General features: G+C 61.4%; 27 protein-coding genes and 1 riboswitch. Of the genes, 10 read left to right on the plus strand and 17 right to left on the minus strand.

What is annotated here, in order from left to right; genetic code table 11:
• The first annotated feature begins 217 nt into the window (after positions 1 to 217).
• Positions 218 to 1,063: a response regulator gene (locus tag SPHINGO391_RS05990; protein WP_152007970.1), complete on the plus strand. Its 846-nt coding sequence runs from the start codon at positions 218 to 220 to the stop codon at positions 1,061 to 1,063.
• 54 nt (positions 1,064 to 1,117) lie between these two features.
• The gene (locus SPHINGO391_RS05995; protein WP_152007971.1) at positions 1,118 to 1,975 is read left to right on the plus strand and encodes a response regulator; all 858 of its coding nucleotides are present in this window, start codon (positions 1,118 to 1,120) and stop codon (positions 1,973 to 1,975) included.
• 40 nt (positions 1,976 to 2,015) lie between these two features.
• On the opposite strand, the gene SPHINGO391_RS06000 is transcribed toward SPHINGO391_RS05995, so the two are convergent.
• Together SPHINGO391_RS06000 and SPHINGO391_RS06005 are read right to left on the minus strand one after the other, a co-directional pair.
• Positions 2,016 to 3,017 (minus strand): GlxA family transcriptional regulator, encoded by a 1,002-nt coding sequence (locus SPHINGO391_RS06000; protein WP_152007972.1) that lies wholly within the window; start codon positions 3,015 to 3,017, stop codon positions 2,016 to 2,018.
• Between the two features lie 114 nt (positions 3,018 to 3,131).
• Complete coding sequence (locus tag SPHINGO391_RS06005) at positions 3,132 to 3,323, minus strand: hypothetical protein (protein WP_152007973.1); 192 nt, start codon at positions 3,321 to 3,323, stop codon at positions 3,132 to 3,134.
• A 118-nt stretch (positions 3,324 to 3,441) separates the two neighbouring features.
• On the opposite strand from SPHINGO391_RS06005, the gene SPHINGO391_RS06010 reads away from it, so the two are divergent.
• On the plus strand, positions 3,442 to 4,356 hold the full coding sequence (locus tag SPHINGO391_RS06010; RefSeq protein ID WP_152007974.1) for a LysR family transcriptional regulator: 915 nt from the start codon (positions 3,442 to 3,444) through the stop codon (positions 4,354 to 4,356).
• 120 nt (positions 4,357 to 4,476) lie between these two features.
• On the plus strand, positions 4,477 to 4,842 hold the full coding sequence (locus SPHINGO391_RS06015; protein WP_152007975.1) for a hypothetical protein: 366 nt from the start codon (positions 4,477 to 4,479) through the stop codon (positions 4,840 to 4,842).
• A gap of 26 nt (positions 4,843 to 4,868) precedes the next feature.
• Here the strand turns inward: SPHINGO391_RS06015 and SPHINGO391_RS06020 are convergent, their stop codons facing one another.
• The 10 genes from SPHINGO391_RS06020 to SPHINGO391_RS06065 form a co-directional block, all read right to left on the minus strand.
• Positions 4,869 to 6,044: an MFS transporter gene (locus SPHINGO391_RS06020; protein WP_152007976.1), complete on the minus strand. Its 1,176-nt coding sequence runs from the start codon at positions 6,042 to 6,044 to the stop codon at positions 4,869 to 4,871.
• A 145-nt stretch (positions 6,045 to 6,189) separates the two neighbouring features.
• On the minus strand, positions 6,190 to 8,229 hold the full coding sequence (locus SPHINGO391_RS06025; protein ID WP_152007977.1) for an ASKHA domain-containing protein: 2,040 nt from the start codon (positions 8,227 to 8,229) through the stop codon (positions 6,190 to 6,192).
• Between the two features lie 7 nt (positions 8,230 to 8,236).
• A complete protein-coding gene (locus tag SPHINGO391_RS06030; RefSeq protein WP_152007978.1) occupies positions 8,237 to 9,199 on the minus strand; it encodes a methyltetrahydrofolate cobalamin methyltransferase in 963 nt (320 codons plus the stop codon).
• A gap of 78 nt (positions 9,200 to 9,277) precedes the next feature.
• On the minus strand, positions 9,278 to 10,378 hold the full coding sequence (locus tag SPHINGO391_RS06035) for a methylenetetrahydrofolate reductase (RefSeq protein ID WP_152007979.1): 1,101 nt from the start codon (positions 10,376 to 10,378) through the stop codon (positions 9,278 to 9,280).
• On the minus strand, positions 10,375 to 10,965 hold the full coding sequence (locus SPHINGO391_RS06040; protein WP_152007980.1) for a methylenetetrahydrofolate reductase C-terminal domain-containing protein: 591 nt from the start codon (positions 10,963 to 10,965) through the stop codon (positions 10,375 to 10,377). Before SPHINGO391_RS06040 ends, SPHINGO391_RS06035 begins: the two co-directional genes overlap by 4 nt.
• On the minus strand, positions 10,958 to 11,263 hold the full coding sequence (locus tag SPHINGO391_RS06045) for a virulence factor (protein WP_152007981.1): 306 nt from the start codon (positions 11,261 to 11,263) through the stop codon (positions 10,958 to 10,960). Before SPHINGO391_RS06045 ends, SPHINGO391_RS06040 begins: the two co-directional genes overlap by 8 nt.
• Before the next feature lie 142 nt (positions 11,264 to 11,405).
• On the minus strand, positions 11,406 to 12,176 hold the full coding sequence (locus tag SPHINGO391_RS06050; RefSeq protein WP_152007982.1) for a formyl transferase: 771 nt from the start codon (positions 12,174 to 12,176) through the stop codon (positions 11,406 to 11,408).
• A 114-nt stretch (positions 12,177 to 12,290) separates the two neighbouring features.
• Complete coding sequence (locus tag SPHINGO391_RS06055; RefSeq protein ID WP_152007983.1) at positions 12,291 to 12,935, minus strand: exopolysaccharide biosynthesis protein; 645 nt, start codon at positions 12,933 to 12,935, stop codon at positions 12,291 to 12,293.
• A 134-nt stretch (positions 12,936 to 13,069) separates the two neighbouring features.
• A complete protein-coding gene (locus tag SPHINGO391_RS06060) occupies positions 13,070 to 13,708 on the minus strand; it encodes a DUF1638 domain-containing protein (RefSeq protein WP_152007984.1) in 639 nt (212 codons plus the stop codon).
• Positions 13,709 to 13,990: 282 nt separating this feature from the next.
• Positions 13,991 to 14,692, minus strand: coding sequence for a B12-binding domain-containing protein (locus tag SPHINGO391_RS06065; protein WP_152007985.1), 702 nt, complete (start codon positions 14,690 to 14,692; stop codon positions 13,991 to 13,993).
• A 270-nt stretch (positions 14,693 to 14,962) separates the two neighbouring features.
• Between SPHINGO391_RS06065 and SPHINGO391_RS06070 the strand changes: the two genes are divergently transcribed.
• Together SPHINGO391_RS06070 and SPHINGO391_RS06075 are read left to right on the plus strand one after the other, a co-directional pair.
• The gene (locus SPHINGO391_RS06070) at positions 14,963 to 16,552 is read left to right on the plus strand and encodes a trimethylamine methyltransferase family protein (RefSeq protein ID WP_152007986.1); all 1,590 of its coding nucleotides are present in this window, start codon (positions 14,963 to 14,965) and stop codon (positions 16,550 to 16,552) included.
• A gap of 100 nt (positions 16,553 to 16,652) precedes the next feature.
• Positions 16,653 to 17,354, plus strand: a complete 702-nt coding sequence (locus tag SPHINGO391_RS06075; RefSeq protein ID WP_343200290.1) for a ferredoxin — start codon at positions 16,653 to 16,655, stop codon at positions 17,352 to 17,354.
• Between the two features lie 105 nt (positions 17,355 to 17,459).
• Here the strand turns inward: SPHINGO391_RS06075 and bmt are convergent, their stop codons facing one another.
• From bmt to SPHINGO391_RS06100, 5 genes are all read right to left on the minus strand, one after another.
• Entirely contained in the window at positions 17,460 to 18,470 is a 1,011-nt protein-coding gene (bmt, locus tag SPHINGO391_RS06080; RefSeq protein ID WP_152007988.1) for a betaine--homocysteine S-methyltransferase, read from the minus strand.
• 150 nt (positions 18,471 to 18,620) lie between these two features.
• Entirely contained in the window at positions 18,621 to 19,673 is a 1,053-nt protein-coding gene (locus SPHINGO391_RS06085) for a glycine betaine/L-proline ABC transporter ATP-binding protein (RefSeq protein ID WP_152007989.1), read from the minus strand.
• Positions 19,666 to 20,553 (minus strand): proline/glycine betaine ABC transporter permease, encoded by an 888-nt coding sequence (locus SPHINGO391_RS06090; RefSeq protein WP_152007990.1) that lies wholly within the window; start codon positions 20,551 to 20,553, stop codon positions 19,666 to 19,668. Before SPHINGO391_RS06090 ends, SPHINGO391_RS06085 begins: the two co-directional genes overlap by 8 nt.
• Before the next feature lie 100 nt (positions 20,554 to 20,653).
• Entirely contained in the window at positions 20,654 to 21,661 is a 1,008-nt protein-coding gene (locus tag SPHINGO391_RS06095; protein WP_152007991.1) for an ABC transporter substrate-binding protein, read from the minus strand.
• A gap of 636 nt (positions 21,662 to 22,297) precedes the next feature.
• Complete coding sequence (locus tag SPHINGO391_RS06100) at positions 22,298 to 22,468, minus strand: hypothetical protein (protein ID WP_193217207.1); 171 nt, start codon at positions 22,466 to 22,468, stop codon at positions 22,298 to 22,300.
• Between the two features lie 191 nt (positions 22,469 to 22,659).
• Here SPHINGO391_RS06100 and SPHINGO391_RS06105 point away from each other — a divergent pair, with 191 nt between their 5' ends.
• The 4 genes from SPHINGO391_RS06105 (at position 22,660) to cobU (ending at position 26,027) form a co-directional block, all read left to right on the plus strand.
• Positions 22,660 to 24,126, plus strand: coding sequence for a cobyric acid synthase (locus SPHINGO391_RS06105; RefSeq protein WP_152007992.1), 1,467 nt, complete (start codon positions 22,660 to 22,662; stop codon positions 24,124 to 24,126).
• A gap of 50 nt (positions 24,127 to 24,176) precedes the next feature.
• Positions 24,177 to 24,551, plus strand: a riboswitch (cobalamin riboswitch).
• Between the two features lie 49 nt (positions 24,552 to 24,600).
• A complete protein-coding gene (locus SPHINGO391_RS06110) occupies positions 24,601 to 24,780 on the plus strand; it encodes a CbtB-domain containing protein (RefSeq protein ID WP_152007993.1) in 180 nt (59 codons plus the stop codon).
• Between the two features lie 12 nt (positions 24,781 to 24,792).
• Positions 24,793 to 25,506, plus strand: coding sequence for a CbtA family protein (locus tag SPHINGO391_RS06115; protein ID WP_152007994.1), 714 nt, complete (start codon positions 24,793 to 24,795; stop codon positions 25,504 to 25,506).
• The gene (cobU, locus tag SPHINGO391_RS06120; RefSeq protein ID WP_152007995.1) at positions 25,503 to 26,027 is read left to right on the plus strand and encodes a bifunctional adenosylcobinamide kinase/adenosylcobinamide-phosphate guanylyltransferase; all 525 of its coding nucleotides are present in this window, start codon (positions 25,503 to 25,505) and stop codon (positions 26,025 to 26,027) included. Before SPHINGO391_RS06115 ends, cobU begins: the two co-directional genes overlap by 4 nt.
• The last annotated feature ends 6 nt before the right edge of the window (positions 26,028 to 26,033 follow it).

Genomic DNA, 26,033 nt, shown 5'->3' on the forward strand with positions numbered 1-26,033 from the left:
CGCGGCCGGCATGGGTCACGGCGTCCCACACTATCCGCCAAGCAACACGGACAGCTTTGCTTGGCTCCTCTGCACGCGCGCAAGCAAGCCGGCACACGGGTAGATTACCGGTGTTCCGAACCGGCGGGAATTCATTCAAACATTGCGTTTTTCTAATGCTGTTAACCGAAATTCAATGCCACCATGTTTAGCCTGAAGCATACAGAGGGGTGCATGTATGTTTATCGGTCTATCGGGAATGCAGTATACGGGAGGGTCGCTTCGCGACCACCGCATCATCGTGGCGGAAGATTCGAATGTCTTCACTTCGATGATTGGCCAGAAGCTGAAGGAAAGTTTCGATATCGACATCGAAATCTGCCGCTCATTCGAAGACCTGCAGCTCGCCTATGACTACAATGAGCGGCCGATTACGCTGGCCATTTCCAACATCAATCTGCCCGGTGCGGAAAACGGCGAGGCACTGGCCTACCTGGCCGGACTGTCGATTCCCATCATCGTTTTCACCGGGAGCTTTCATGAAAAGACCCGGGAAGGCATCCTTGCCCGTGACATCGTTGATTACGTGATCAAGGACAGCCCGCTGGCGATCGACATGCTCGAGGAATCGGTCTGCCGGTTTCTGACCAATCATCGTCATCATGTGCTCATCGTGGATGACAGCCCGACTGCGCGTGCACTTCTGCGCACCCGGCTAGAGCGGTTCAATTTCAAGGTCAGTGCCGCTGAAAGCGGCGCGGAAGCACTCAGCCTGCTCAAGGTGACGCCGGATATCGGTCTGGTGATCACCGACTATAACATGCCCGATATCGATGGGTTTGAGCTGACCCGCCGCCTTCGCGCGGTTCGCGGAAGCCACGAGCTGCGGATCATCGGTGTCTCGTCCTCCGACAACCGCTTGCTGTCGGCGCGATTCCTGAAAGCCGGCGGCAATGATTTCATGCTGCGGCCTTATGTCGATGAAGAATTCTACTGCCGCGTGAACCAGAACCTGGACACGCTCGACCAGATCAAGTCCGCACGGCGGATGATTGGAAACAAAGTGGCGGCGAAAGTCGCATAGCCCGGTCCGATGGCGTCACCAAGTGGTTGGCCTGCGCACCCAATGGAGTAGTTGATGCCGAGAGCTTCGAATGAACTCGAAATGCAGGCCAACCGGTCAACAACAGGTGAGCGGCTGCGTGTTCTGCTGGTGGAAGATTCGCGGATGTTCACCTCCGCGCTGAAATTCCGGTTCGAGACCGATCTGGGTGTGGATGTCGTCACATGCAGCTCCCTGGCGGAGATGAGGCATGCGGCGAGCGATGCGGACCACGGGTTCTTCGTCGCCGTCACAGACCTCAACCTGCCGGATTCGCCGCATTGCGAGGCGCTGGACTATGCACTCGACATCGACCTGCCAACCATCGTCTTCACCGGCAAGTTCGACTTCAACACGCGTGCCAGCATCTTGAAGAAGAACGTGCTCGACTATGTGATCAAGGATACCGACCGGGCGTTTGACGAAATCGTCACCGCAGTGCAACGGATCATTTCCAATCGAGACTACCGCATCCTAGTGGTCGATGACACCAAGACCCAGCGCAGCATTCTCTCGGCCATGCTGCGGGCGCAGAAATTCGAGGTGGTGGAAGCGGCTTCCGGGCAGCAGGCTCTGCAGGCGATTGCGCAAAACCCCGACATCAAGCTGGTGTTGACCGATTATCACATGGGCGACATGGACGGGTACCAGCTGACCCGCAAACTGCGCCGCGACTACACCGACGACATGCTGCGCATCATCGGCATCTCGAACTCCAACGATCCCGAACTGTCGGCGAGCTTTCTCAAGGCCGGCGCCAGCGATTTTCTTTATCGCCCCTTCGTTCAGGAAGAATTCCAGTGCAGGATTGCACAGAACATCGGGATCCTGATGAAGATGGAAGCGCTGAAGAAGGCCGCGGCCCGGTACTCGGCCGTTGCCGTTCCGGCCTGATCCCAGGCACTCAACTGAACCGTGACATCAATGCGGTCACTCAGGCTGCGCTGAGATACTGCTTGCGTTCGGCGCGTTCCTGCTGCGGAGAGCGGTTGTAGAGTTCGCGGTAGCACTTGGAAAAGTGCGAAGCGGAAACGAAGCCGCAGGCAACCGCCACCTCGACCACCGGCATCGGTGACTGGATGAGCAGGTGTCTGGCCCGGTCGAGACGGATTTCCAGATAGTAGCGGGCCGGCGAGCGGCCCATTTCCTGGCGGAACAGGCGCTCGATCTGTCGCCGCGACAGGCCGGCATCATCGGCGATCTCGATCAGCGATAGCGGTTCGGACAGGTTGGCTTCCATCAACTCGATGATGGAGAGCACCTTGGCGTTCTGCACGCCGAGACGGGCGCGCAACGGCAGCCGCTGGCGATCGTGAGCGTTGCGGACCCGGTCGGTCAGAGCCATCTCGCAGATGCGGTTGACCAGCGTGTCGTCGTGATCCTCTCCGATCAGGCTGAGCATCATGTCGAGTGCCGCCGTGCCGCCGGCGCAGGTGTGGATCAGACCGTCGATCTCGTAAAGATCGGCAAAGACATTGGCTTTGGGGAAGGCTTCGGCGAAGCCGGGCAGGTTTTCCCAGTGGATGGCGCAACGCCGTCCCGAAAGCAGCCCTGCCTGGGCAAGAAGGTGAGCGCCGGTGCACAGCCCGCCAACGGCGACGCCACGATTGTGTTCCTCGCGCAGCCAGGCCAGCACCGACTTGTTCTGAAACCGCTCGACGTTGACGCCTGAGCAGACAAAGACCATGGATGGGCGGTTTTCGCTCGACAGGCTGCGCCGCTCGTCGGCGAGCGAGGTGTTGACGTTGACCACGACCTGATTGGATGCGTTCACCGGCTCCCCGTCAGCCGAGGTCAGGCGCCATTTGTAGCACTCGTAGCCAAGCATGCGGTTGGCCAGACGCAATGGCTCGATCGCCATCGAGAACGCGATCATCGAAAAGTCGGGAACCATGAAAAAGACGATGGAACGCTTGTGTTTGGTCTGTAAGGGCATGCCTGAACCCGTATTGCGCGCCCCGAGGGGCCCATGTCGCGATCAGGCCATAAATTTCGCGCTTTGTCACGGTCATGGCAGCGAAAATCTTTGGCCTGCGACATGAGCCACCGGTTACATCCGGGTTGCACGCGCTTGCATGCCAGACAGCGGTCCGTTCCTGGGCTGCCGTGCTCTTGCAGCGGGCCATCCGATGTCTTTCTGCAGCTCGAGCGGAAGCTCGGAGAGCATGTTCTCGATGGCGATTCGGTCGCGTTCAACGCGCCACTTGCGGATCTGCCGGGTGATGCTGGAATATCCGAACATTGTAATGTCTCCTGTACCTGTGTTGTCCAGACCTGCTGGATTGACAACAGCATCTCTCCGATGCATCATTCAATCAAACGAAATGAATTGACTTCAATGATCAATGGATTTGAATGTTATGAACGCACCTCTCAATCATCCGCTGCTGATGCTCGATCCCGATGTCCTGCGCAGCTTTGTTGCCATTGCCGAGACCGGCAGTTTCACTGCCGCTGCCGCAAGGATCTATCGCACCCCCTCGGCGGTTTCGATGCAGATCAAGCGGCTTGAAGAGCAACTGGGGGTATCGGTGTTCCTGCGCGATGCGCGCAATGTCTCGCTCACCCATGACGGCGAGGTCCTTCTTGGCTATGCGCGGCGGCTGATCGCTCTCAATCGCGAAGCGATCTCGCGCTTTGTGACGTCTGAAGTCTCAGGCGTGGTGCGGATCGGATCGCCGTCAGATTATGGCGAGGCGGTGTTGCCGGGGGTTCTGAAACTGTTTGCAAAATCCCACCCTTCGGTGGTTGTCGACGTGGTGATCGACCAGTCTTCGAGCCTGTTGAAGCGGTTTGCTTCGGGACACCTGGACATCGCGCTGGTCAGCTGCATGAAGAACCACACACCGACCCCCGAAGAGGTGGTGATGACCGACGAGATCGTCTGGGCCGGTGCCAAGGGCGGGCAAGCCTGCCTGATGGATCCGCTGCCGGTGTCTATGTGGGACGAGGGCTGCGTCTGGCGCGAAAGCGCGCTTTCAGCGCTCGACAGGGTCGGGCGGGCCTACCGGGTGGCGTTCATGACCTCGCACATGGCGGGGCAACGGGCGGCGATCCTGGCGGATCTTGCGATAGCGCCGATGGGGCGCAACTTCGTGGGGCCGGATATCCAGATTCTTGACGAAAATTGCGGGCTTCCTGCGCCGGGACAATACGAGCTGTTGCTCAAGGTCGCGGCCGATCCGTCGCCCCAGGTTTGCGCGCTCAGCGATCATTTCCGTGCCGGCTTTGAACGATACAACCAGTCAGGATCCTTTGATGCGCAGGCCTTGTAATGCCTGCGCAAAGGGGGTGAATGCCGTCTGAACACCCTGTTCAGGATGGGATCAGCCGTGATGGTTCAGTTTGCCGGTACGGCGGCTCCAACCCGGAGCAGCTGAAGGGGAGGTAAGACCATGAAACCATCCGTCCGCATCATTCTGGCGCTTGCCGCTGCAGCCGTCAGTTTGCAATCCACTCCGACCTGGTCGTCGGCCTTTACCGCCGGCAGCATCACGGCCATCGCGCCGGACGATGCGCTCAACATCCGCAAATGGCCATCGGCGCAATCGCAGATCATCGATGCATACGAGCTCAACCGGCCGATCAGCATGACCGGGCGCTGCAAGAACATCATCACCAATGTCTCCTTCCGGATCGACGAGGGAGGCAGTGCCGGATGGAATTACTCCCGGATGAAGAAGGCTCACGTATGGTGCCAGGTGATGACCGACGATGCCGAACTCGGCTGGGCACGGGGCAAGTACATCTGGCCAGAGTGACGCGCGACCGGCACTTCGTGCTCAGCTCACGCCTTCTGCGCCCTGATCCGGCTACGGGCCTGGTACAGGTGAACGGCAATGGCGAGGACGTAGCAGCCGATCAGCATCGCCGGAAGCCCGATGGCAGGGTCGGTCGAAGCGACCGCCAGCAGGGCCGGTGTGCCAAGTGCATTGCCGATATTGCCGGTTTGGGCGATGCCGCCATTGGCCAGTGCGCGATCTTCAAGCGAGATGTTGAGTTGCGGGACCGCGGCAAAGGTCGCGCCCTGAACCAGGCCCAATGCTGCAAACAGGGCGATGAACAGCCAGACGCCCGGTCCGGTGAACGGGAAGACCAGGATCAGTGCGATGGCGATGATGAAGCCGGTGATGATCACCGTGACGGCCCTGAACGGCCCGAGAAGCAGATTGCCGAGTGTCATGGAGGAAACGATGCTGGCCATAGGCATGGCGGCGGCGGCAAAGGCGCGCTGTGATGGATCGACCATGGTCGGCAGGACCGTCAGCATCGACACGAAAGTCAGCGTGTAGAACAGCCAGCCCAGCGCGGGTGCTGCGATGAAGGGCGAGGCATAGGCCGCCACATGGCGGCGGAAGATATCTGCCGGCGATGGCCAGGGCGGGGCAGCCCGATGATCCTCGGTAGGCAGCGCGAAGGTCAGAAGCACTGCGAAGAACGCCATATAGACGGCATGGATCGCCGGCAATCCGCCCAATCCGGCGGTTTGCAGAACGAATGGCGCGGCCAGCGCAATGCCGGCAAAGGCCACGCCGAAATAGGTGCCCCACAAGGTGAGTGCCTTGGGCTGATGCCGGGGTGTCGAGAGCTGGGCGATCAGCGTCGGCGCGGAGACGACGATCGCCAGGTGGGAAACGCCCTCAAGCAGGCGACTTGCCAGCATCCACTCGAAACCGGGAAGCATGGTCTGCCATGCGGACACGGCGGCGCCGAGATACAGCCCCGAGATCAGCAGGCGGCGAACGCCGAGCTGAATGGCAATGAGGCCGGCGACCAGTCCGAGTACCATGCCCATGACCGAGATCAGCGAGACGAGATAGCCGGAGGCTGCTCCGGTCTCTCCGTAATAGGCCTGCAGTTCGGGGAAAATGACGACGATCTTGGCGAACTGCGCCGCAGCTCCGAGACCTGCGGCCCACAGAGCCAAAACCTTGAACAGCGGTGAGCGGAGGATGGAGGACACCCGAAAGCCCGTAGACCGAACGCCGATTCGGGTAAACCCTGAATTCTACAGCCCCGCGCATCCAATCGGATGCGCGGGGCTGTAAGGCTTTGAATGAATGCATGTTCGTTATCGTTCAAACGAATCCGTTTGAACGCGACATGCATTAGCCGCGGTTCCTGCGTCCGCCGCGCCTCCGTCCGGCGCCGGGCTCGATGCCGTTGGCGGCGTCAGTGTCCATTGAACGTTCGGGCAGCTTGACCACTTCCGTCAATCGCGGGAAGGCGTCGACCTTGTTGGGGAAGGCCATGGCGTTGACGAAATGCTCCTGGAATTTCGATTCAAGCGCGGTCTCGATCTTCTCGATACGGGTCACGGTCTGTTCGATCTCGCGGCGGTGGCTGCGGTTGAGGAGCGCCATGCGGGCTCCGGTGCCTGCCGCGTTGCCGACCGCCTTGACCTTCTCCAGATCGCAATCTGGAACGAGGCCGAGGACGAGAGCGTATTTCGGATCGATGAAGGAGCCGAAGGCGCCGGCAAGCCCGATGCGGTCGACATGATCGATGCCCTGCTTGTCCATCAGCAGCTTCACGCCGGCATAGAGCGCCGCCTTGGCTAGCTGGATGGCGCGGACATCGGTCTGGGTCACCATCAGCCGCTGCTCGCCGTCACGCAGCAGGTAAGAGAAGGTGCGGCCGTTGCCGGTGATCCGCGGGCTGCGGGCTGCGAGATCGCCGTTGATGACGCCATCCTCGGTGATGATGCCGGCGAGGTACATCTCGGCGATGATCTCGATGATACCGGAGCCGCAGACGCCGGTAACGCCGACTTTCTTCGCCGCTTCGTCAAAGCCCGGTTCGTCCGACCACGGCTCGATGCCGATGACCCGGTAGCGTGGTTCGAGCGTTTCCGGATCGATGCGGATGCGCTCGATGGCGCCGGGGGCGGCGCGCTGGCCGCAGGAGATCTCCGCGCCCTCGAAGGCCGGGCCGGTGGGCGAGGAGGCAGCGACGGTGCGGGCCGAGTTGCCCAGCACGATCTCGGCATTGGTGCCGACATCGACGAGCAGCATCATCTCGTCCTGGCGGTGCGGGCCTTCGGTCAGCGTCGCTGCGGCCGCATCGGCGCCGACATGGCCTGCTATGCAGGGCAGCATGTAGACCCGGGCGCCGGGGTTGAGCGGGATGTCGATCTCGGAGGACTTGACATTGACCGCGCCGGAGACGGCCAGCGCGAAAGGTGCGCCGCCGAGCTCGGTCGGGTCGATGCCGAGAAACAGGTGATGCATGATCGGGTTGCCGACGAAGACCGCGTCGAGGATGTCGCCGCGGTCGATCTCGCCTTCCTTGCAGACCTTGTCGATCAGTCCGTTGATCGCCTCGCGCACGGCAATTGTCATGCCCTCGCGGCCTTCCGGGTTCATCATCACGTAGGAGACCCGGCTCATCAGGTCCTCGCCGAAGCGGATCTGCGGGTTGGATGTGCCGGACGAGGCCAGCGTGCGGCCCGACAAGAGCGATGAGAGATGCATGGCGATGGTGGTCGAGCCGATGTCGCAGGCGACGCCGTAGGCTTCGTTTTTCAGGCCGGGATACAGCGCGACCAGTGTCGCTGCCCCGCCATCGACGGGTTCGTGAACCGCGGCGGTGACCTTCCAGTCACCTTTTCGGAGAATCTGCTGCACCTGGCCATAAAGATAGGCGTCGATCGCAAGTCCCTTGAAGCCCCAGTCGGCCTCGATGGCCATCAGCAGCCGGTCAAGGTCGCCGAGCGGCTTGTGCATGTCGGGCTCTTCGACCTCGACATAGCACATGTGAATGGCTGGATTGCGCTCGATGACGCGCCCGTCGGAATCCTTGCGAACCACCTGCGCATTGACCACGGCATCCTGCGGGATGTCGATGACCAGATCGCCGAGGATCTTGGCCGAGCAGGACAGTCTGCGACCGGCTTTGAGGTCACGCTTTTCGGCGTAGCGCACCTCGTTTCCGCCGAAAGGCGAGATATGCTCCTTCGACGAGGTGATGCCGTGCTTGGCGAAGACGCCTTCCTGCACATCTACCTGGCAGCGCCCGCAGATGCCTCGACCGCCGCAGACGCTCTCGACATGCACGCCCAATTGTCGCGCGGCATCGAGCACCGGCGTGTCTGTCGGGAAACGGCCGCGCTTGCCCGAGGGCATGAACAGGACGAGATGGTCGGTCATGGGTGGGTTATGCTCCACCGGCGCGGGCTGCGCGGCCGCCGCGGCGGCGTCCGCCGCCATCGCCGGAGGGGGCTGCGGACTGTGGGGCAGGGGTGGAGCCGGCGACATGCGGCTGGTAGTCCTTGTAGGTCTTGATCCAGTTCATGCAATTGGCATCGTTGCCCTTGAGCACATTGGCGGCGCGCACCATTTCCATCTCCTGCGGACGACAGGGGTTCATGATCGCCGAGGTCATGCCGGCTCCGATGACCATCGGAATGAAGCCGGCATTGATGCCGTGACGGTGGGGAAGGCCGAAGGAGATGTTGGACAGGCCGCAGGTGGTGTTGACCTTGAGCTCGTTGCGCAGCCGGTGCAGCAGCGCGAAGACCTGCTGGCCGGCGGTGCCCATGGCGCCGATCGGCATGACCAGCGGATCAACGACGATGTCATATGGCTTGATGCCGTAGTCGGCGGCGTGCTCGACGATCTTCTTGGCAACGGCAAAGCGCACGTCGGGATCTTCGGAAATGCCGGTTTCATCGTTGGAGATGGCGACCACCGGGACGTCGTACTTCTTGCACAGCGGCAGGATGGCTTCGAGTTTTTCCAATTCGCCGGTGACCGAATTGACCAGCGGCCGGCCCTTTGCGATCTTCAGCGCGGCCTCGATTGCGGCGGTCACCGAACTGTCGATGGACAGCGGAACGTCGACCAGGCCCTGAACGATTTCCATGGTCTGCACCAGCAGCCCGGGCTCGGTCTCGTTCGGGTTGACCGAGGTGACGCCCGCATTGACGTCGAGCATGGTGGCGCCGGCTGCGACCTGTTCCAGCGCGTCCTTGATGACGGTGTCGAAATTGCCCTCGATCATCTCGGCGGCAAGCTTCTTGCGCCCTGTCGGGTTGATGCGTTCGCCGATCACACAGAAGGGCTGGTCAAAGCCGATGATCACTTCGCGGGTCGCGGAGGCAACGATGGTGCGGGTCATGTTCGATCCTTGCGGTAGTGACATAAAGAATTGTTTATGTCGTTATAGGTTATTGGTTGGAGATGCAAGCCTTCGGCTCTATTCGGATGGCTCTGTGTCACCTGCCACGCCGGCCAGTTCATGGGGCACCTGCCTGGGCTCCTCGAGGATTTCCTCCATGCGGGCGGCAACCATTTCATCGACCGGGTTGGGTTCCTTGCGCCATGGCCTGCGGCCCTTGAGGACGCCCGATTCGTGCACGATCTCGGCCACGAATTCCTCCTGGCGGTAGGCCATGACGTGGATGCCGGAGACGCCTTCGATCTCCTTGACCTCGTTGATGATGTCGATGCAGAGCTGCTTGCCTTCCTTCTTCTGGTCCTCGGCGCCTTCGAGGCGCTTGATGATCTCGTCGGGAATATGCACGCCGGGTACGTTGGAGCGCATCCATTTGGCTGTGCGCGCCGAGGCCAGCGGGCCGACGCCGCACATGATGAAGCACTCCTTGTCGAGCCCCATGTCGCGCACCTGCTGCATGTATTTTTTAAACATCGGCACGTCGTAGCAGTACTGGCTCTGAACGAACTGGGCGCCTGCAGCGATTTTCTTGGCGAGCCGGTGCGGGCGAAAGTCATGCGGCGGCGCGAAGGGATTGATGGCGGCGCCGAGGAATACGGTCGGCGGGCTGGTCAGCTTGCGGCCGGACAGGAACTTCGAGTTGTCGCGCATGATGCGGATGGTTTCCAGCAGCGACATGCAGTCGAGATCGAACACCGGCTTGGCGCCGGGCTGGTCGCCGGCCTGCACGCCGTCGCCGGTCAGGCACAGGATGTTCTGCACGCCCATGGCCGAGGCGCCGAGCACGTCGCCCTGAATGGCGATGCGGTTCTTGTCGCGGCAGGAAATCTGCATGATCGGGGCATAGCCCATGCGGGTGAGCAGCGCGCAGATACCGACCGAGGACATGTGGGCGTTGGCGCCCGAGGCATCGACGGCGTTGATGCCATCGACCCAGCCGTCGAAGATGGCGGCGCGCTCATAGACATCGTGCGGATTGGCACTATCGGGCGGGTTGAGCTCGGCGGTGACCGCGAATTCGCCGCGCCGCAGGATGCGCTCCAGCCGGCCGAGGGACGAATGGCCGGGCAGCGGTTCGAGCAGGGCACTGGGATCAAGCGGGTTGCTGTCGGCCTGGCTCATTGTGGCATTCCCGGGTTGGCCGCGGCTTCACGTTCGGCGGCGGCGTTGGCGGTGACCCGCAACCAGGACGAGGTTTCGCGCAGCGACTGATCGACCGGTTTCTGGACGTTGAGGATGTTGTCGCGGCCTTTCATCCTGTTTGCGCCGGACCAGGCCTGGACCCAGACGCAGGGCATGTCGGGTTCGACTTCGCAGTTGCCATTGGCGCGGACACCGCCGCAGGGGCCGTTGCGCAGCTGTTTCGGGCAGTTCATCGGGCAGGACATGCCGGTCGACGATAGCACGCACTGGCCGCACATGCGGCAATCGAAAAGGAAGCCCTTGACGTGTTTTTCGACGAACTTGACCGGCGCCTCGGCACGCTCGTAGCCGACGGCCTTCCACATCGGATGCAGCATCAGGAAGGCGTCGGCAAAGCGGGCGTAGAACCATTCCAGGAAGCGCGCGTTGCGCACCGACCAGAGCCTGATGGCAAAGCTGCGGGCCTTGCGGCCGGTGGCAGAGACGCCCGACGGCTTGTAGGACGTCGTCTGTGCCGCCTTCTTGTTGAGGCTCGCCTGTGTCGGTTTGGTCGGTTGGTCAGCCATGGCTCTCCCTGCCTCCGCCCTTGACCAGGGCCACCAGGCGCTCCTTGTCGTAGGCTGCTTCAAGCTCTGCCGCTGCCTTGTCGGCCTCGGCTTCAAGATCGTCGGAGACTTGAACCGGATCGGCCCGGCGCCATTCGGCCAGATAGTCGTCGGTCTCGGCGGCACCGGTCCGCATGGCGCACATGTCGATCGCTTCGGTGAAGCGGAGCGACAGCTCCCGCTTGGCGGTCGCGCGTCCCTTCTTGATGATCACCTGGGCGGGAATGTCACGCCAGTAGACGACGATGCGGTTGGCCATTTGAGGTCTCCTTGAAAGTTACAATGCGCATGGGAATTTTTCACAGCTTCGCTCACGACGACGTGCGGCGCATCAAAAGCGACCTGCGCGATGATGGAGGTATTTGCGATGATGCCCGGGGTCAAACCGGGACCGTGGAAAACTACCAGATGCGCTTGGTAAGCCCGGTCGCAAGGTAGGTCCAGATCGGCGGGTGAAACCGCTGCACGGATGGCAGATCACTGGTCATGGGCTGCAGGTTTCCATTGAGTGTGTCTTCCACCGCACGAACCACCATCTCGCGGGAGCCCGCCGCCATCGCCAGCGAATCGGTCAGCAAGGTTTCGTCGGGATGCGGTGTGAGAAAGGCCTGATGAAGTGTGCCGCCGGTATCGACGCCGGCATCGACCAGGTGCACCGTGGTGCCGTAGTTTTCGTGATCGCCAGTGGCGCGGGCCCACCAGCCGCCGGCCAGGCCGCGGTACTTCGGATTGATGCCCGAGTGATAGTTGATCACCGGGCAGGGGATTGCCGCCAGCGTCGCTTTCGACAGCATGCGGCAGCCCGCGAGAAAAACCACACCGGGTTTGCGGGCGGTTATCAGGTCAAGGCAATCGCTGCCATTGGCGGAGGAAACATGGGTGACCGTAACCTCCGGTGAGAGATCGGCCCGGGCGCCGCTCAAAGCAATGATTTCACGCGTCCGTTTCCCGGCAAAGCGCTTGCCGAAACGTGAAATGACCATCGTGCCGAACTGGCCGGCGGTCTGGAGCCAGCCGATCTTGCGGGCCCTGCGCTTGAGGAAAAGGCTTTTTGATTCCGGCTGTTCGAGGACCACTTCAAGGTTCTCGAAGCGGGAGGCGAGAGCATTGACAATGACCCAGGCATAGGCGCCGCCCGCGGTGATGACGATGATTTTCTGCTGACTTGCCATGAAGATCCCACCGAGTTGAAATCGCAGGCTAGTATGGCGGGGTTAAGATCCGGCTATGCCGAATTCAATTCTGATGGCTGCGCGGATCACGGGCCATAGCCCGGAAACCCGATCTCAGAATATGTGCAGCAGAAACGCGCCGGTGGCTGTAACGACAAAACCGGCAACAGCAAACGAGATCAAACCGGCAAGGACACCCAGAGCCAGGCAATTGCCGTCACGCTCGGTGTGGGCGACGCCGAGGATGGCGACGGCAAAGGCCGGCAACCAGTTGCCGAAGGGAATCGGCAAGACGCAAGTGACCGCCAGAAGCAGGGCAAAGATGCCGAACAGCCGTTCGCGGATCGCGCCGCCCAGAGGCCAGTTGCGTGGCCGGACCCAGTTTTCGGCACCCCGAAGCCAGGGCGAAACCTTTGTCACCATGCGCTGGAACGTGGCCCGGTCTACGGTGTAGTCGGCAAGTGCGCGGGGCAGCCAGACCTTGTGGTACCCCATCACCATCTGCCAGGCGACAAACACCATCGGCAGGCCGAGGACCATGGTCGCGCCCGGCGGCAGTGGAATCAGATTGGGAACGGCAAAGACCAGAAGGAAGGCCCCGAAAGAGCGGTCATCGAGTGCAGTGGCGATTTCGCGCATGCTCACGCGTTCACCGGCGTCGCGGGCCAGTCGTTCAAGCAGTTCGGACAGCTTTTCAGGATGCTTGTGCGAGCTTGCGGCGATGGCGGGAACGGTTGCGGCGGCGGACTGGTGACTCACTGGGAAAACCCTGGATGACGATGCATTTCATATAAGCATGGATTGCTTAAAAATTGTGGCAACAAACATCTCAATGGCAGCGCATACCGAATATTTTTCATTGGCAATTCGGGCAGGCCCGGAAGCCTTTGCGATCATAGCGGGGCAAGGGCCTTCTCAAGATCGCCATAGCCGGTAAAGCGCCGTTCGAACCGCAAGCCCAGCCGTTCAGCGGCGGCGCGCGCCTTTGCGTCAAGCTCAGGATCATCGGTCTGGGCCAGATAGAGCGCCCGCTCGTAATGGGCGAAATAGGTGTCGCGCAGCTCCGGGAAGCGGTCCAGCCCGAGCGGACGGACCAGGAATGTCTCGAAATGCCGGGCGAGAAAATCGGTGATGAAGAAGGTTGTTATCATGTCATCGCCAGCCTCTTCAAAGGCCTGGTTGCCGACATAGAACGAGAAGCAATGGGGGCCTTCGATCCGCTCGACCCCATGGCTTTCGCACACCTTGTCGAGTTCGCCGCCGGTTCCGCAGTCGGCATAACCGATGAAAATGTGTTCGAACCCTTCCTCGCGCGCCTTGCGGATGGCCTGATCAACCGCCGGTGCGATGCGATCCGGATAATGATGATAATTGGCATCGATGCATTTGAGGTCGACATGGTCTTGACCGAGCTGCCGGTTGACCGCCAGGACTTCGCGGCCAATCATGCCACAGGCGATGACCCGTACCCGTTTGCCTTGCGGGGTGCCTGGATCATTGGGGCTTCGGTCTGATTCGGTATGTCCGGTCATGATGGTGCCTTTCGCCTGGGCAAGGAGCCGCCACCCAACTGGCTGTTGCAGAACCGGCGCGCCAAGGTGTCCGGGGATCGAAGTTCCCGGCAATTCGGCCCGAACCTAAGCTTCGGATGCGGCATGGACAAGTCGTGCGGGACGGAGCGTGCCACATGCGGTGAACGGACGTGCACTCGTCTCGCCGGCTTCAGCCAGGCAATGCGATCCGCCAGTTCAAGCCAGGCAATGCGATCCGCCAGTTCACCGCTTCATTTGTCCAGAGCCTGAGGCAGAGCGCGTTTAGGCGCCTGCCGCAAGCCGGTTGTGCCGGCGCTTGATCAGTTCCTTGGCTGTTTCCACCGCGACAGCGGCATCGCGGCAATAGGCATCGGCACCAACGGCCTTGCCGAACTCCTCGTTGAGTGGCGCGCCGCCGACCAGAACGATGAAATCGTCGCGGATACCCTTTTCCTTCATGGTGTCGATGACGACCTTCATGTAGGGCATGGTGGTGGTCAGCAGGGCGGACATGCCGAGAATGTCGGGCTGTTCGCGCTCGATGGCCTCGATGTAGTTTTCCACCGGGTTGTTGATGCCCAGGTCGATAACATCGAAGCCTGCGCCTTCCATCATCATGCCGACAAGGTTCTTGCCGATGTCGTGAATGTCGCCCTTGACGGTGCCAATGACCATCTTGCCGAGCTTGGGAGCGCCGGTTTCCACGAGCAGCGGGCGCAGGATGAACATGCCGGCCTTCATCGCGTTGGCGCTCATCAGCACTTCCGGAACGAAAAGGATGCCGTCGCGAAAATCTTCGCCGACAATGCGCATGCCTTCAACGAGAGCCTCGGTGAGGACGTCGTAAGGAGTCCAGCCGCGACCGAGCAGGATGTTGGTGCCTTCCTCGATTTCTTCCTTGAGCCCGTCATACAGATCGTCATGCATCTGCTGGACAAGTTCATCATCAGAGAGTTCGGACAGGATGATTTCTTCGTCAGACATCGGATTCTCCCTTGAATGCACCTGTCAGGTGGTTCGACGCACCGGACCCATCGTGCATAGCGATATAGGTGATTGTTTGCAAAAAGTTCCTTGAAAGCGACGCGCATATCGGAAAAAGCGACGGGATGCCGTTTCCGCGGTATTCCGTTGTGCGCCCGATATTCCTGCTGCGCCAAGGCTTGGCGCTTTGAGGAATGTGCCGGGCATGGTTTTGGCTAGCATGGGATAACCGGCGTGATGGTGCGCCGTTCAAAAACAAGCAGGCATTCGATGGCTCATCCAGATACGCTCTCCACCCCTGAACTGGTTCAAGATGCAGCACCCGAGGCGGGTGGCGGACGGCGCGGCAGGGGCGCTGCAGCGCGGCGTGCGCAACGATCGGGCGGCGGCCCCGGTCAGTCGATGCCGTTCATTCTGCGAAAGCTCGGCAACTACGAAGTGCTGGACGAGGAAGGACTTAGCCTGATCGAGCGCAATGCCGACACCGTGCTCGAGGAAATCGGCATCGAGTTCCGTGATGACGCAGAAGCCATTGCGCTGTGGCGCGAGGCAGGCGCCGACATCAAGGGCGAGCGGGTGCGCTTTCCCAAGGGACTGTGCCGCGAATTGCTCAAGACAGCACCGGAGGTGTTCACCCAGCATGCCCGCAATCCGGCGCGTTCGGTGCAGATCGGCGGCAAGGCCACCGTGTTCGCCCCGGTTTACGGCCCGCCCTTCGTGCGCGATCTCGATGGCGAGCGGCGTTATGCCACGATCGAGGATTTTCGCAATTTCGTGAAGCTCGCCTACATGGCGCCGGCCCTGCACCATTCGGGCGGTACGGTCTGCGAGCCGGTCGACGTGCCCGTCAACAAGCGCCATTTCGACATGGTATACAGCCACATGAAGTACAGCGACAAGCCGTTCATGGGCTCGGTGACCGCGCCGGAGCGGGCTGAAGACACGATCGAGATGTGCAAGATCCTGTTCGGCGCGGAGTTTGTCGACCAGAACTGCGTGACCCTCAACCTGATCAACGCCAACTCGCCGATGGTGTTTGACGAGACCATGCTTGGCGCACTGAAGGTCTATGCGCGCAATAATCAGGCTTGCGTGGTCTCGCCGTTCATTCTCGCCGGCGCGATGAGCCCGGTGACGGTGGCGGGTACGCTGACGCAGATCCTGGCCGAAGTGCTGGCGGGAGCTGCGTTCACTCAGTTGATTCGTCCCGGCGCGCCGGTTCTGTTCGGCACGTTTGCCGCCTCGATCTCGATGCAGTCGGGAGCGCCCACATTCGGCACGCCGGAGCCTGCGCTGGTGTCCTATGGGGCAGCACAGCTGGCGCGACGCCTGAAGATCCCGTTCCGCACCGGCGGATCGCTGTGCGGCTCGAAGGTGCCGGACGCACAGGCAGCACACGAGAGCGCATCGACGCTGAACATGACGCTTCTGGCAGGCACCAATTTTGCGCTGCATTCTGCCGGATGGCTCGAGGGCGGACTTGTCTCCTCCTACGAGAAGTTCATGATCGATGTCGACCAGCTCGGCATGCAGCAACGGTTCGCTGAAGGCGTCGACCTTTCGGAAACCGGCCAGGCTATGGACGCCATTGCCGAAGTCGGGCCCGGCAACCACTATCTCGGCTGCGCCCATACCCAGGCCAATTTCCAGCAGGCGTTCTACCGTTCGTCGCTGGCCGACAACAATTCCTACGAGCAGTGGCTCGCTGAAGGCGAAAAGCGCATCGAGGAACGTGCCCGGGCGCTGTGCCGCTCATGGCTTGACGGCTACGTGGCGCCAGAGCTCGATCCCGCGATCGACGAGGCGCTGCTGGCCTATATCACCGGCCGCAAGGAATCGATGCCCGACGCTTTCACCTGAACACAGCCCGCTAAAGCCAGGGAGACAGGCGGACAGGACAAGGTTGCCAGCCTCATTCACAAGGAGGTCTGGCGATCTGCGTTCAAGGATGGGGGGACTGGTGGCTGACGCTGACCCGGTCTCCGCCATTGCGGCGGCGTTGGAGCCGAGCGGTCTTGTGCCGCGCGGGTGGTTTGTGACCGAACCGGGCTTGGCACCATTGCTGTCAGATGGAGCATCCGCCCGAGCCATCTGTCTGGTCGGCCATTTCGGCGGCGGTTTCTGGCCGGTCTTCAAGGCATGGTGGCAGAACCACCCGGGGCTCTCCGAGCCGCTAGACAGTTGGTCCCGGGCGGTGATCGATCCGGTTACGGCAACGCTCGGCTGCGAGGCCGTCTATCCTTCGGATCGGCCGTGGTATCCGTTCCAGCAATGGGCGATGGCCGCCGAAGGGCTAAAGGCGTCGCCGCTGGGCATGCTCGTTCATCCCGAATTCGGGCTTTGGCACGGCTATCGCGGGGCGATGCTCATGGATGAGTTTGCGCTTGAGCGGCTGGGTAACCGGGCACCGAGCGGTCCACCGGTGGCTATGCATCCCTGCGAGGGATGCGCGGAGAAGCCTTGCCTTTCTGCCTGCCCGGTAAACGCCTTCACCGGAAGCGGGTTTGCCGCCGCGGATTGCCGAAGGTCTCTGGCTTCCGAAGCAGGGTTGAGCACCTGCATGGACGTGGGCTGCCAGGCGCGGGATGCGTGTCCCGTGGGGCGAAAGCATCGCTTCAGCGCCGACCAGGTGCGGTTTCATATGGCGGCATTCGGCGGCTAAGGCATTTCCGGTGAGGCCAGAAGCGCTGGAGAAGCTCTATCCTGTTGCAATTCACACTTCCGGAAACAAAACCGGTTTCTTCCTGCGCCGGAACGGCCTTGGGAATCAGCCCCGGCGGCCGCGGCGTTCGCGGGTGGGCGCGGGATTGTCGGTGGCGACCGTGTTGCGCATCGGGCCGATGCGGTCGACGATGGTGTCCACCGTCGGGCGCTGGGCCTTGATGTGGCTGTCGACGGCTTCGCGCATGGCGCGCAGGTGGTCACAGGAGGTGCCGCAGCAACCGCCGATGATGCGCGCGCCGGCATCCACTGCCAGCCGGGCGTAGTCGGCCATCAGTGGCGGCGTGCCGGAGTAATGGATCTCGGTGCCCTTGAATTCCGGGATGCCGCAATTGCCCTTGACCACAACGATGGCTTCCGGATTGGCAGCGGTCATGTCGAGCAGCGACGACAGGATGTCGGATGCGCCGACACCGCAATTGGCGCCGACGGCAACAGGGCCTTCGCCGATATCGCTGGCGATGGAATGGATATCGCGCGGATGGACACCCATCATGGTCTTGCCGGCGGTGTCGAAGGAGCCGGTATAGACGTAGGGCAGGCCGCAGCGCACGGCGGCTTCCGCGGCCGCGCGGATCTCGTCCCTGGCCGACATGGTTTCGATCCAGACGATGTCGATACCCCCGGCTTTCAGCCCCTCAATCTGCTCGACGAAGGATTCGACCGCGGATTCGTAGGTCATGGCACCCAAGGGCACCAGCAGATCACCGGTCGGGCCGACTGAGCCGGCGACGATGACCTTGCGCGGCGCCTTGTCGGCGACAGCGCGGGCGATCTCGGCCGCCTTCTTGTTGAGGGCAAAGACCCGGTCGTCGGCGTGGTGAAGCTTGAGGCGGTTGCGGGTGCCGCCGAAACTGTTGGTAAGGATGATGTCGGACCCGGCATCAACGAAATCCTGATGCAGCTTGGTGATCTTCTCCGGTGCCGATTCCAGCCACAACTCGGGCGCTTCGCCGGATTCCAGTCCCATGGCAAACAGGTTGGTTCCGGTGGCGCCGTCGGCGAGCAGCACGCCTTTTTCGGACAGCAGGTCGGCAAGCGGGTTGGAAGCGGACATTCAGATCTCCTGTAAAGTTGCATATCGTATAAAGATATCTTTATGTCATTGCAATAGACCCGTGCCTCCTGAAACGAAAAACCCGCAGGCACTTGTCTGCCTGCGGGTTCAAGTCTTTGCGCCGTCGTCTGCCAGAAAGGCGTTTGGTGCTCAGGCGGCGGTCTCGTGATCGACCGGCGTGACCATGGCCGAGATGACTTCCTGGATGTCCAGGGCGCCGATCGGCTTGCCATCAGCGTCTGTGACATGGGCAAAGGAGGCATTGCTGTCGGTCATTTTCTTGGCAGAAACTTCCAGCACCGTGCCGGACCTGATCGGCATGCCCTGGGGCTCGCCCGAAAGCGGGGTCATGACCATGTCGACAGAGATCACCCGGCCGCGATTGACCTCACGGACGAAGCTCGAGATGTACTCGTCTGCCGGACGCAGCACGATTTCCTGCTTGGTGCCCTGCTGCACCACTTCGCCATCGCGCAGGATGGCAATCCGGTCGCCCAGGCGAAGCGCTTCGTCCAGATCATGGGTGATGAAGACCACGGTCTTCCGGATTTCCTTCTGCAGATCGAGCAGAACAGACTGCATGTCCATGCGGATCAGCGGGTCGAGGGCCGAGAAGGCCTCGTCCATCAACAGGATCGGCGCGTCATTGGTCAGCGCGCGGGCAAGGCCGACGCGCTGCTGCATGCCGCCGGACAGCTGGTTGGGATAGTTGTCCTCGAAGCCATCGAGGCCGACGCGGGAGATCCAGCGGCGGGCATGCTTTTCCTGTTCCTCACGCGGGACGCCCTGGATTTCCAGGCCGTATACCGTGTTCTCGAGCACCGTGCGATGCGGCAGAAGCGCAAACTTCTGGAACACCATGGCGGTCCGGTGGCGGCGGAACTCGCGCAGTTCCGTCTCGTTCATCTTGACCACATCCTCGTCGCCGACGATGACCTCGCCGGCTGTCGGATCGATCAGCCGGTTGATGTGGCGGATCAGTGTCGACTTGCCCGAGCCCGACAGGCCCATGACGACCTGGATGCTGCCGCCGGGCATGTCGATGTTGATGTCCTTGAGACCGAGGACATGATTGTGCTTCTCGTTGAGCTCGGTCTTCGTCATGCCGCTCTTGACGGCATCGATGTAGGCTTCCGGATTCGATCCGAAAATCTTGTAGAGATTCTTGATCGAGATGCCGATCCCGGTGTGTTGCTCAGCCATGGACCACCTCCGTATGGCGCTGAAGCCGCTGGCCATAGGCCTGGCTGGCACGGTCGAAGATGATGGCAACGCCGACGATCGCGAGACCGTTGAGGACACCGAGTGTGAAGTACTGGTTGTTGATGGCCCGGAGCACCTGCTGGCCCAGACCTTGAACGCCAACCATCGAGGCGACGACGACCATGGCGAGCGCCATCATGATGGTCTGGTTGATGCCGGCCATGATGGTCGGCAGAGCCAGCGGCATCTGGACATTCTTGAGCCGCTGCCAGCTCGATGAGCCAAAGGCGTCGGCGGCTTCAAGCACATCCTTGTCGACCAGGCGAATGCCCAGATTGGTCAGACGGATAATCGGCGGGATGGCATAGATGATAACGGCGATCAGGCCTGGAACCTTGCCGATTCCGAAGAGCATGATCACCGGGATGAGATAGACGAAACTCGGCATGGTCTGCATGATGTCGAGAATGGGGTTGACGACGCTCTGAACGCGGTTCGAACGCGACATTCCAATGCCGATCGGTATGCCGAAAATGATGGCCAGGACGGTTGCCACGAAGGTCATCGCGATCGTCTTCATGGTGTCTTCCCACATGCCGAACAGACCGATGACGATGAGCACGACGACCGAGCTCAGCGTGATCTTCCAGGAACGGCTGGCAATCCAGACCAGAACGGCAACGATGCCGAGGATCAGCGGCCAGGGCATGTCGGTCATGAAATTCTCGGAATTGATCAGAAACCATTTGACCGGTTCAAACAGCAGTTCGATCGACTCTCCATACGCACGGGTAAAATCGCGAAATGCGCCATCCACCGTCAGGCGTATGTTGCGCAAGGTACTTGTTCCCAGGTCGGGAAACTCAGTCAGCCATTCCATTGGCCCACCCCCTGTCATTTCTTTTCATTGGTCTTGCCGGCGCGCGCGTGGCCGGAAAAGGAAGGGGCGGTCTGAAACCGCCCCTTGGATATTCAAAGGATCAAAGGGCTGCCTTGATCTTTTCCGCCACTTCAGGCGAAACCCACTTGCCCCAGATGTCTTCCCGGTTTTCCAGGAAGTAGTAGGCGGTGTCTTCACCTGTTGCCTGGTTCTTGTCCTTCCAGGCCAGCAGCGAGTTGACGGTCTCGTTGGACCAGGCGCGGCTCTTGAGATAATCGATCGCAGGACCAGCACGCTTGGCAAAGTCGTCGGTCACCACCGTGTAGACTTCCGACTTGGGCCAGGCGTTCTTTTCTGGATCGGGGCATTCGGCGTCGACAATGCAGCTGTCCCATGCGTCCTTGTCGAATTCGGCGTTGAAGCCGAGCAGGGTCATCGGATAGTTGCCGAGAATGGCGGTCGGTGCCCAGTAGTAACCGAGCCATCCTTCTTCCTTGCCGTAGGCGTTGGCGATCGAGCCATCGAGGCCTGCTGCCGAACCGGAGTCAACCAGGACAAAGCCTTTTTCCTCGGCGTCGTGTGCGCGGAAGAAGTTGGCGGTTGTGATCTGGCAGTTCCATCCCGACGGGCAGTTGTAGACGGCGCCCTTGGAGGCGTCTTCCGGAGCCGGGAAGAGATCGGGACGGGCAAGCGCGTCATCAATGGTCTTGATGTCGGGGTTGGCGTCAGCGATGTATTTGGGGATCCACCAGCCTTCAACGCCGCCATCCGACAGCGATTCCGCTGCATAGACCAGGCGGCCTTCCTCTACAGCCTTGTCGAGCGGCTCGCGGACCGCGTTGATCCAGGCTTCGGGGGCGACGTCAGGCTCACCCTTTTCCATCATCGAGGTCAGTGTCGGCATGGTGTCGCCCGGAACGAGCTCTACGTCACAACCGTAACCTTCAGTGAGGATCACGTTGTCGATGTTGGCGAGAACTTCGGCGGATGCCCAGTTCATGTTGGCCACGGTCACACGGCCGCATTCGCCATGAGATGCAGCCTGAGCAACGCCAGCAAAGCCCATGAGGCCAGCGGCAAGGACGGTGGAAGCGAGAAGCTTCTTCATATGTAAGACCTCCCAGTCTTATTTGGTGCAGTGGTTGTTCCAAAGCTCGACAGGCCCGGTCACTGCTTTTTACCGGGAGCCGATGGAATTGAAGGCATGTCACATCATGGCCGTCACGACCAATCCAAGCGTCATCAAGACGCAAGAAGCGACCTCAACCGACGCAAAAGTGCCCGCGGAACTCTGTCGCGGGCGGGCGGTCGTTTGAATTACCGTTTTTCAGGGTAAGGACTTGGCAGCAGAAATCAACCGTAGCTTTGAGAATTCGTCATTGGCGCCGCAGATGCGGGCAGGTCACGCTGTCCGCTCCGGCCAGTTCAAATAAATTGCCGGATTCACCAATGCTTAGGGTTTCAATAACTCTCCGGTAACGATGTCCGGGTTAAACCTGTTCGCACGGCGGGGGACAACCGCCGACCATCCCGGATCAGGTATTGCGTACCGGGATGTCGCGAACCTCGCGCGTTTTTGTGAGGTCGCCAGTGTATTTTGGCAGGCCGTCGGGATCGCAAGGTCCCGGCGGCCTTCGCTATTGCGCTTCGATCAGATCAGTGGACCGGTAAAGAAAAGGCCGGGCGTGTGCCGCCCGGCCCAGATCTGTTTCAATCGCTCCAGCGCGGTGTCCGCGCAGTCCGCTCAGCCTGCAGAGAGGGTGCGGACGAAATTCCTCAGACCGCCGAAACGGCGTTTTTCGTTGGTCTTCTGGACCGGCAGCACGTTGTTCCAGGCGATCTGGACGGTGTCGGCGTTATTGAATACGTACAGCATGGTGGTGTCCTTCCAGCCTTTGGTTTCCCTGCGGTTCATGGCGTGAACCATCTGACGCTGCTCTATGCCTATCATGGCTGCCGGGATGCATTGTTCCCGTCACCGCATGTCGCAATTCAGATGTCGCTCAAAGAAAATCCGGCCTGTGTGAAATGACAGTAAATCGAAGGTGAAAAGGCAACTGGCAAAAGGCCTTTTGATCCGCCTTCCGCAGTGCTATCGACGGCTCCATGACAAGGGCGTTGATGTTTCAGGGAACAGGGTCGGATGTCGGCAAGACAGTCCTGGTGGCGGGCTTCTGCCGGCTGGCGGCCAATCGCGGACTGAAGGTGATGCCTTTCAAACCACAGAACATGTCCAACAATGCCGCTGTGGCCGACGACGGCGGCGAAATCGGGCGGGCGCAATGGCTGCAGGCGCTGGCCTGCCGGGTTCCGGCCAGCGTGCACATGAACCCGGTGCTGCTCAAGCCGCAGTCGGAGACCGGATCGCAGGTGGTTGTTCAGGGCAAGGTTTTTGGCCATGCCCGGGGGCGCGATTACCAGAAACTCAAGCCCCAGCTGATGGCTGCTGTGATGGACAGTTTCAGCCGGATCGCAGATCAGGCAGACCTTGTGCTGGTCGAGGGCGCGGGGTCTCCCGCGGAAATCAACCTGCGTTCCGGCGACATAGCCAACATGGGATTTGCGACATTGGCCGGAGTGCCGGTCGTGCTGGTGGGCGACATTGACCGAGGCGGGGTGATCGCATCGATTGTCGGCACGCACACGATCCTGCCCGACGAGGACCGGTCGACGATCTCAGGCTACCTGATCAACAAGTTTCGCGGCGATGTCAGCCTGTTCGACGATGGCATCTCAGCCATCGAGGGTTTCACCGGCTGGTCCTGCCTGGGTGTCGTTCCCTGGCTCAAGGCGGCAAACCGGCTGCCAGCCGAGGATTCGGTAGCACTCGAACGGCTGGTCCAGGGACGGGCGGGCGGACTCAAGATTGCGATACCCGTGCTTTCCCGGATTGCGAACTTCGATGATTTCGATCCGCTCAGAGCCGAGCCGGAGGTGGATCTGGTGTTTGTCCGCCCTGGCGAACGCCTGCCCGGGGATGCCGGACTGGTGATCCTGCCGGGCTCGAAGTCGACGATTTCCGATCTCGCCGATTTCCGCCGGCAGGGCTGGGATGAGGATCTGCGGGCGCATCACCGGCGCGGCGGGCGGATCATAGGCATCTGCGGGGGCTACCAGATGCTGGGTCGGACTGTGAGCGATCCCCTGGGGATTGAAGGGGGCGCGCCTGTCGCCGAGGGGCTTGGCCTGCTCGACATCGAGACCGTGATGGCGCCCGAAAAGACCGTGCGCAACATCGCCGCGCGTTCGGCGGAATGGGACTTGCCGCTCGAAGGCTACGAGATCCATCTGGGCATCAGCCGCGGGCCGGATTGCGTTCGCCCTATGACCACTCTCGATGGGCGCCCAGACGGAGCCGTCTCTGCTGACGGCAAGGTGTCGGGAACCTATCTGCATGGATTGTTCGGGGCGGATGCCTATCGTGCCAGGCTGCTGGCCGAGTTCGGCATTCGCGGAGGCCAGACCAGTTTCAGGGTCGATGTCGATGCGGCGCTGGATGAAATCGCCGAAGAACTTGACCGGCTTGTCGGCTTCGAGCGGCTGATGCAGGCCTCGGTGCAGATCCGTCGCTGAGGGGACGATCCAGGACGCGGCTGCGATTGACAGTCAGGCGCGCCGCCCCTATCAGTTAAGCCTCGAATGGTTCCAGAAAACCAACCTGGTTTTCCGGATCAAAAGGGAATGCGACGGGATGGACCCAATCCGGGCATCTTTATCGCAGCCGACCCCGCGACTGTAGAGCGGCAAGGCAAATGTCACCGGCCCGGGAGGCCCGGATGACGGGGGACAATGGTGTTTTCCGCAAATCCGAAACTCCGGACCGGGCTGGCCACTGGCGTGGCGGCATGATCAACCGGCGTGGACGCCTCTTTTTCTACGAATCGTCCCGCTTTCATGACCGCCAGACGCGCCGGGAAGGTGGGCATTTGCCGTTGCGCGATGGAAACATCGTGCTGGACCCGCGAGCCAGGAGACCTGCCATTCGCACCGGTTGAGAGCCGGACCTTTGGGAGAGGTATGCTCCCGAAGCCATTCACGGAGGTTGTCATGGCTGTTAAAACTGCTTCGCTTTCACTCACCGACCGCATCGGCGCGCGCGCTGTTGCCGGGTTGATGGCACTCGTTGTCGGCTCGATACTGGTGTTCGGGGTTGGGCTTGCCAACTCGCAGGCGCTGCACGACGCGGCGCACGACACAAGGCATTCCTACGGCTTTCCCTGCCACTAAGGGATTGATCTCATGATTGTCAGGTTGCTCCTGGCGGCTCTCGCCGCCGGGCTCATTGCTGGTATGGCGATGACGCCCGCTCAATATGTCAAGACGATTCCGCTGATCATGCAGGCCGAAGCCTATGAGAACGGCGGGGCCGGGCATCATCATGGCGATGCCGCCGCCTCGGATGAGGCGGCGCATGACCATGGTGCGGACCAGTCGATGTTCGGCTTCGGACGGCTCGGTGACACGATCGTCGCCAATCTTGTCGCCGGCGCCGGTTTCGCGCTGATGCTGGCCGCGGTGGCACTGCTTCTGGGCGTCGAATTCCCGACCGGCACGGCAGGGGTCACGCGAGGGCTGCTGTTTGGTGCCGCTGCATGGTTCTGTGTCCAGCTTGCGCCAGCGATGAGCCTGCCGCCGGCGGTGCCTGGTTTCCCCTATGCCGACCTCGGCGACCGCCAGGGGTGGTGGGTGATCACGATCGCGGCCTCGGCTGCGGGCTTGTGGTGCATCGCGATGCGGCCGGAATGGCCCCTGAAGATTCTGGGACTTGCGATCATCGTCGCGCCGCATCTCTGGGGGTCGCCGGTTCCGGAAGATCTGACGAGCAATGTTCCGGCCTATATCGCCTCTGCCTATGCCGCCGCTTCACTTGCGACAACGCTGTTCTTCTGGCTGCTGCTTGGCGGCCTGCTCGGTCACTTCCTTTCGCGTGTGGACGAGGAGCAGACGGCATGACAGCCGGGCTTCGGCCGGTAACGCTGGTGCTGGGCGGTGCCCGGTCGGGCAAATCCGCCTTCGCAGAACACATGCTGGAGGCGGAGGCGAGCTCGCGGCTCTATCTGGCCACCGGCCAGGCCTGGGACGATGAGATGCGCGTGCGTATCGAAGCCCACCAGGATCGGCGCGGAAAGGGTTGGGAGACGATCGAGACGCCGGTCGATCTCACCGGGACGCTTGAAGCCCAGGCGCGGCCGGACCGGCCGGTGCTGGTCGACTGCCTGTCGCTCTGGGTGACAAACCTGATGCTCGGCGACCATGACATTGACGCCGCCTTTGCCAATCTCGCCAAGGCGCTGCCGGGGCTCACGGGACCGGTTGTGTTCGTTTCCAATGAAGTCGGCCTGGGCATCGTGCCCGACAATGCCATGGCGCGGACGTTTCGCGACCATGCCGGACGGCTTCACCAGACAATCGCAAGCCTCGCCGACGAAGTCTATTTCGTCGCCGCCGGCCTGCCGCTCAAGATGAAGGGTTGACCCGAT

The sequence above is a fragment of the Hoeflea sp. EC-HK425 genome, from assembly GCF_902498795.1.
In the GTDB taxonomy this organism is placed as follows: domain Bacteria; phylum Pseudomonadota; class Alphaproteobacteria; order Rhizobiales; family Rhizobiaceae; genus Hoeflea; species Hoeflea alexandrii.

Coding starts and splice junctions, on each gene's coding strand:
- SPHINGO391_RS06060 (WP_152007984.1), bottom strand. CDS start 13,708: ATGACCGGACATACCGAATCAGACCGAAGCCCCAATGATCCAGGCACC.
- SPHINGO391_RS06110 (WP_152007993.1), top strand. CDS start 24,601: ATGGCTGTTAAAACTGCTTCGCTTTCACTCACCGACCGCATCGGCGCG.
- SPHINGO391_RS06100 (WP_193217207.1), bottom strand. CDS start 22,468: ATGAACCGCAGGGAAACCAAAGGCTGGAAGGACACCACCATGCTGTAC.
- SPHINGO391_RS06010 (WP_152007974.1), top strand. CDS start 3,442: ATGAACGCACCTCTCAATCATCCGCTGCTGATGCTCGATCCCGATGTC.
- SPHINGO391_RS06090 (WP_152007990.1), bottom strand. CDS start 20,553: ATGGAATGGCTGACTGAGTTTCCCGACCTGGGAACAAGTACCTTGCGC.
- SPHINGO391_RS06115 (WP_152007994.1), top strand. CDS start 24,793: ATGATTGTCAGGTTGCTCCTGGCGGCTCTCGCCGCCGGGCTCATTGCT.
- SPHINGO391_RS06065 (WP_152007985.1), bottom strand. CDS start 14,692: ATGTCTGACGAAGAAATCATCCTGTCCGAACTCTCTGATGATGAACTT.
- SPHINGO391_RS06000 (WP_152007972.1), bottom strand. CDS start 3,017: ATGCCCTTACAGACCAAACACAAGCGTTCCATCGTCTTTTTCATGGTT.
- cobU (WP_152007995.1), top strand. CDS start 25,503: ATGACAGCCGGGCTTCGGCCGGTAACGCTGGTGCTGGGCGGTGCCCGG.
- SPHINGO391_RS06045 (WP_152007981.1), bottom strand. CDS start 11,263: ATGGCCAACCGCATCGTCGTCTACTGGCGTGACATTCCCGCCCAGGTG.
- bmt (WP_152007988.1), bottom strand. CDS start 18,470: ATGTCCGCTTCCAACCCGCTTGCCGACCTGCTGTCCGAAAAAGGCGTG.
- SPHINGO391_RS06050 (WP_152007982.1), bottom strand. CDS start 12,176: ATGGCAAGTCAGCAGAAAATCATCGTCATCACCGCGGGCGGCGCCTAT.
- SPHINGO391_RS06070 (WP_152007986.1), top strand. CDS start 14,963: ATGGCTCATCCAGATACGCTCTCCACCCCTGAACTGGTTCAAGATGCA.
- SPHINGO391_RS06005 (WP_152007973.1), bottom strand. CDS start 3,323: ATGTTCGGATATTCCAGCATCACCCGGCAGATCCGCAAGTGGCGCGTT.
- SPHINGO391_RS06095 (WP_152007991.1), bottom strand. CDS start 21,661: ATGAAGAAGCTTCTCGCTTCCACCGTCCTTGCCGCTGGCCTCATGGGC.
- SPHINGO391_RS06040 (WP_152007980.1), bottom strand. CDS start 10,965: ATGGCTGACCAACCGACCAAACCGACACAGGCGAGCCTCAACAAGAAG.
- SPHINGO391_RS06025 (WP_152007977.1), bottom strand. CDS start 8,229: ATGACCGACCATCTCGTCCTGTTCATGCCCTCGGGCAAGCGCGGCCGT.
- SPHINGO391_RS06030 (WP_152007978.1), bottom strand. CDS start 9,199: ATGACCCGCACCATCGTTGCCTCCGCGACCCGCGAAGTGATCATCGGC.
- SPHINGO391_RS06085 (WP_152007989.1), bottom strand. CDS start 19,673: ATGGCTGAGCAACACACCGGGATCGGCATCTCGATCAAGAATCTCTAC.
- SPHINGO391_RS05995 (WP_152007971.1), top strand. CDS start 1,118: ATGCCGAGAGCTTCGAATGAACTCGAAATGCAGGCCAACCGGTCAACA.
- SPHINGO391_RS06015 (WP_152007975.1), top strand. CDS start 4,477: ATGAAACCATCCGTCCGCATCATTCTGGCGCTTGCCGCTGCAGCCGTC.
- SPHINGO391_RS06105 (WP_152007992.1), top strand. CDS start 22,660: ATGACAAGGGCGTTGATGTTTCAGGGAACAGGGTCGGATGTCGGCAAG.
- SPHINGO391_RS06035 (WP_152007979.1), bottom strand. CDS start 10,378: ATGAGCCAGGCCGACAGCAACCCGCTTGATCCCAGTGCCCTGCTCGAA.
- SPHINGO391_RS05990 (WP_152007970.1), top strand. CDS start 218: ATGTTTATCGGTCTATCGGGAATGCAGTATACGGGAGGGTCGCTTCGC.